General features: G+C 42.1%; 6 protein-coding genes. 2 read left to right on the plus strand and 4 right to left on the minus strand.

The features are described from left to right. The first annotated feature begins 7 nt into the window (after positions 1 to 7). Positions 8 to 142: an IS3 family transposase gene (locus AC27EF_RS13475; protein WP_487111287.1), complete on the plus strand. Its 135-nt coding sequence runs from the start codon at positions 8 to 10 to the stop codon at positions 140 to 142. A 7-nt stretch (positions 143 to 149) separates the two neighbouring features. On the opposite strand, the gene AC27EF_RS13480 is transcribed toward AC27EF_RS13475, so the two are convergent. The 4 genes from AC27EF_RS13480 to AC27EF_RS13495 all read right to left on the minus strand — a co-directional run bounded on the left by AC27EF_RS13480 (position 150) and on the right by AC27EF_RS13495 (position 4,711). Then, entirely contained in the window at positions 150 to 614 is a 465-nt protein-coding gene (locus tag AC27EF_RS13480; RefSeq protein WP_487111284.1) for a YaaA family protein, read from the minus strand. Between the two features lie 37 nt (positions 615 to 651). After that, positions 652 to 1,737: a glycerol dehydrogenase gene (locus AC27EF_RS13485; RefSeq protein ID WP_487111285.1), complete on the minus strand. Its 1,086-nt coding sequence runs from the start codon at positions 1,735 to 1,737 to the stop codon at positions 652 to 654. A gap of 276 nt (positions 1,738 to 2,013) precedes the next feature. Further along, complete coding sequence (locus tag AC27EF_RS13490) at positions 2,014 to 4,107, minus strand: glycogen debranching protein (RefSeq protein ID WP_487111288.1); 2,094 nt, start codon at positions 4,105 to 4,107, stop codon at positions 2,014 to 2,016. A 130-nt stretch (positions 4,108 to 4,237) separates the two neighbouring features. Further along, positions 4,238 to 4,711: an HD domain-containing protein gene (locus tag AC27EF_RS13495; protein WP_487111286.1), complete on the minus strand. Its 474-nt coding sequence runs from the start codon at positions 4,709 to 4,711 to the stop codon at positions 4,238 to 4,240. Positions 4,712 to 4,948: 237 nt separating this feature from the next. On the opposite strand from AC27EF_RS13495, the gene AC27EF_RS13500 reads away from it, so the two are divergent. Then, positions 4,949 to 5,126: transposase (locus AC27EF_RS13500; RefSeq protein WP_487111289.1), on the plus strand; the 178-nt coding region annotated here is incomplete at its 3' end.

The following is a 5,126-nucleotide window of genomic DNA, read 5'->3' on the forward strand; positions in this document are numbered from 1 at the left end:
ACATAAATTGATTTTTGAATACATCGAAACATTTTACAATACCGTGCGCATTCACAGTCACTGTGGATATTTGTCTCCAAATGAATATGAGGAACAATATCTTAAAAACATCGAAGAGAATGCAGTAAAAATAGCAAGTTGAAATTTGCTCAGAACAGAGAAAAAATGGTTACATTTAATTTGTACTTTTTCTTGACATAGGACCACGTTTTTCCTTTTTCTTTTGGACGACATCCCATTTCCAGCCGATATGGACGAATTTGATCCAATGGTTTTAAAATTCCATAAAATCCGCTGAGAATTCTGCAGTGGTCATTGAGGAACCTCAATTCCTCTTTGGTCATTTCCCCTGCGCCCAGATTTTGATATACCAGACCGTTATAAGAAAGTGCCGCGGCTCCTGACGGAGCATTCTCATAATTTTGTATATCGAAAAACGTCTGTAGCGCTATTTTTTCATTCACCTTCATTGTTGTCTCCAGATCCCACGGCTGCATCTTCTGAAGTTCTCTTTGCAAAAGCTCTGTCTTATGAAGCATAACCGGTTCAGATTTTGGAAGCTCACTGTACTCCACAATTTTCATATTTTTCGCCGGTGAAATCATTGCAATCATTATCTTCCATCCTTTTTACTGCATGGCTCTGACAAAATTACTGGTAATATCTTCCCAGTGCATCCGCTCCTAAAATTGCCGCATATACGTCCTCCGGAGTTACTTCAAACGGCATATTGCCAAGAGTATCATCCGGGGAACATGCAAGACGCGCAACTTCCATGATCTGCTCTTCTTTTATCTCTTTTATTCCAAGTTCCTCTAATGTAGTCGGCAATCCAGCTTCCGCACAAAATGCCAGGACATCCTGAATTTCTTCCTGATCTGCATTTTCAAGAACAAGCTGTACCAACGTACCAAATGCAACTTTTTCTCCATGATACAGATCATGAGTCTCCGGCACCGCAGTCAGCCCATTATGGATGGCATGAGCTCCTGCCAATCCTCCGCTTTCAAATCCGATGCCTGAAAGGTACGTATTTGCCTCGATCACATGCTCCACTGCTTTGGTACAAACCTTCTCACGTACCGCAAGCATCGCATCAATTCCTTCATCAAGAAGCGTTTCATAACAAAGCTTTGCCAGCGCCATCGCCGTTAATGTAACTTTGCCTCCCACACAGTTGAGCGCATCCGAACGCCGGCAGGCTCTTGCTTCAAAATAGGTGGCAAGCGCATCCCCCATCCCCGCAACAAACAAACGCTCCGGTGCTTTGCTTACAATTTCCGTATCCACCAATACCATGTTGGGGCTTGCCGGCAAAAACAAATATTTTTCAAAGACACCTTCATCCGTATAAATCACAGAAAGTGCACTGCAAGGCGCATCGGTTGACGCAATGGTCGGCACAATCATCACCGGTTTTTTCATATAATACGCAACCGCTTTTGCAGTATCATGAATTTTTCCTCCTCCGATTCCGACAATCACTTCACTTCCTGCCTCTTTACAAAGCTCCATGATCCGATGAATTTCTGTCATACAGCACTCACCTCGAAATGTTTCATAAGTGATCTGCGCATCATTTCTTCCTTCTGTAATGGACGGCTCCACCCGTTTTCTTCCGGAACCGCTGGTCAAAATAAATAATTTCTTCCCATAATTCTGCGCATAGGTACACAGATTCTTTAATTCCCCTTTTCCCTGAATATACCGGCTTGGACTTCCAATAATATTTGCCATATGAATTTCCCCTTTCAATCTTCGGCTGTTTCTATGTTCCGTTTCTTCTTTCAATATAACCCAACTTGACAAGTTTTGAAACCCTTTTGATGCTATTTTGTTAAATTTTTCACTTTTTTCTATCGCTAAAAGGAAACCTTTTCATCCAAAACTGTCCTGCATATTATATATTTTCCAAAAAAGAAGTCTTTTATGACAAAACCATCCTCTGCTGCCGTTTTTCAGTATTTTATGGGAATCCTGCTGCATGATTTACAAAATCTTGTTTCCTCTCATTTAATGTATCGTCCGTCCGGTAAATACTGCAACCGATCTTGGCTTCATTACAAATTCATGGTCGATTCTCGGTTCTTCTCCTTCTGGATAAAAATATTTTCCCTGATCATCTCCATACGTATTAACACTTAAATACCATGCACCATGATGTTCCAGATTCGGCACTGTAATCCGCACCTCTTCCCAATTTGCATTGAGCGCCACATAAACCAAATCATCTTTCCCCTTCTTCCGATCATATCCGGCAAAGCTAACGGCAAGCATTTTGGCATTGTTCGGAAGCGTCACCTTCTCGGCATTGGTATCATGAGCGTGCATTCCTTCCATTCCGCAGACGGCATCTGCCAGTTTTTTTCGGATGGTCGGATGCTGTTTCCTGTAATCAATCATAAATTTAAAAAACTCAAATAATTCACGATTCTGTTCCAGCAATGACCAGTCGATCCATGAAATTTCATTGTCCTGACAGTAGCTGTTGTTATTTCCATGTTTGGTATTTGCAAACTCGTCTCCGGAAAAAAACATCGGAGTCCCACGGCTGCACATTAACACCGCACAGGCATTGCGAATCATGCGCCAGCGAAGTTTCAGCACCTCCGGATCTGTTGTCTCACCTTCTGCTCCGCAATTCCAGCTTCGATTATCATCAGCACCGTCCGTATTGTCCCATCCATTTGCCTCATTGTGTTTCATATTATAAGAATATAGATCATACAGCGTGAATCCGTCATGACAAGTCAAAAAATTAATACAGGAATTATAGCCGGCATAATTATCATTTCCATCAGAATCATATCCTCCATACAGGTCTCCGGAACCGCAGATTCTCCATGCTGCATTCCATGATTCCCAAAAATCTCCCTTTAAATATCCTCGGATTGTATCCCGGTATTGTCCGTTCCATTCCGCCCAGCGCCGGCTGGCAGGGAAATTCCCCACCTGATAAAGACCTCCTGCATCCCACGCTTCCGCAATCAGCTTTACATTTTTCAGAAGCGGATCATATGCCAGACTCTTAAGAAGCGGTGGATTGTTCATTGGTTTCCCGGTTTCATCTCTTCCCAGAATGCTGGCAAGATCAAAACGAAATCCATCCACCCTGTAATTGATCGTCCAATATCGAAGACATTCTAAAATCATTTGCTGTACAATCGGGTGATTGCAGTTCAAAGAATTTCCGCACCCGCTGAAATTATAGTAATTTCCTTCCGGCGTCAGCAAATAGTAAACATTATTATCAAATCCCTTAAAGCTGAAAAACGGCCCCGCCTCGTTTCCTTCCGCCGTATGATTAAATACTACATCCAGAATTACTTCGATATCATTGTCATGCAATGCTTTAATTAGCTCTTTTAATTCTCTTCCCTCGTTATTCTTCTCATCTGCTGCCGCATAGCTGGCATTGGGAGCAAAAAAACTGACAGTATTATATCCCCAATACTCAATTAATTCATTTCCCTGATAATCCCTGGCATTGATCATTTCGTCAAATTCAAAAATCGGCATTAGCTCTACAGCATTGATGCCCAGCTCTTTTAGATAAGGAATTTTTTCTTTTAAGCCCGCAAAGGTACCGGGATTTTTCACTCCGGAAGAACGATGCTGCGTAAATCCCCGCACGTGAAGCTCATAAATAATAAGATCGCTCATCTCTTTTTTCGACTGTGGCTGAATTCCCCAGTCAAAGGTATCTTTCACCACTCTTGCATGGTAAGGCGCCTTTCGTTTTTTTCTCCAAACCTCTTGTCCTGTAACTGCCTTTGCATACGGATCTAATAATATTTTCGTTTTATCAAATAGCAGTCCCTTTTTCTCGTCATACGGACCGTCCACCCGATATGCATATTCAAACTCTTCAATCTTTAAATCATAGACCAGCATGGAGTAGACATCTCCGATCTTATAAGAATCCGGAAACGGGATGACTGCATAAGGTTCTTCCTCTTCCAAATGGAACAGCAGCAGTTCACAGGATGTCCCACGACTGGAATGCACTGTGAAATTAACTCCTGTGGGCATCTCTGTAGCGCCATTTAAGTCAAACATTCCCGGACGGACATAAAAACCATTGATCTCCATCATCGGTTCCACCATAACCGGCTCATTAATTAAATAATTACTGTTATATTTTTTCAAATTGGTCTCCTATCTTGTTTTCATCAAACTATCCTATTATATTTGAAAATTATAACATAAATCTCGGATGCATCAAACCTCTTGCGCGCTAATCTCTCTTCATGGTCTCAAGCAGCGCACAGTATTTGTCTGCCACACAGACAATCCATGCCTCTTTGTAGCGGGGCAGCGTCAGATTTAGCGGAAACATATGGGCGGCAATCATATTTTCTTCCACCTGATTTAACTGAAAATCCTCTCTTGCATTTTTTAAGGCCTTTTGCGGATGAAAAAAACCATGCAGTCTATGACCGGCATCTTTTTCATGCCAGTCATATAAAAAATAATCGTGCAGAAGGGCTCCCCGAACCAAAGAATTCCAATCCACCTCCAGTTCCAGTTTCACTGCAATCCAAAGGCTCATATACGCAACTCGAATACTATGCTGAAAAACCGTGGTCGTGCCGTGCTGCATATGATTTTTTTCCATAGCAAAACGTCCTTCCTGTTTCAAATGACCGATGGTTCCTTTCAGCAGCCTTGTATGACTTTCTGTAATCTTTGCTTTTCTACTAATTCGCAATTTCTTTTTCCCTTCTGCCCTTCTTTCAGATATGAGTTTATGCCCTCTCTGATTTTGTGTCAAGGTGAAATCACGGATTCCATCAGGTTTTCATGGTTTTCTTCCCTTCCTGTCTAAGAATTTCTTTGACTTTATTATCAATATCTCCAGGTTCATGCCTTATACTGCCTTATACCCCATTTGATAGACACATAGAACGAGTGGTATAATATATCCAGAAAGTCAGGAGGAAGAATTATGGCACAGACGTACAGTGTCGAATTCAAGGAAGAGGCATGTAAACGTGTACAGTCGGGGATACCGGCGGCACAGGTGGCAAGGGAACTCGGAGTCAATGTAAATACCTTGTATACCTGGATGTCCCGTTTTAAAGAACACCCTGCTCAGCCCTTTGTAGGCAGCGGCAATCTCCATC

This window comes from Anaerostipes stercorihominis, from assembly GCF_057535655.1.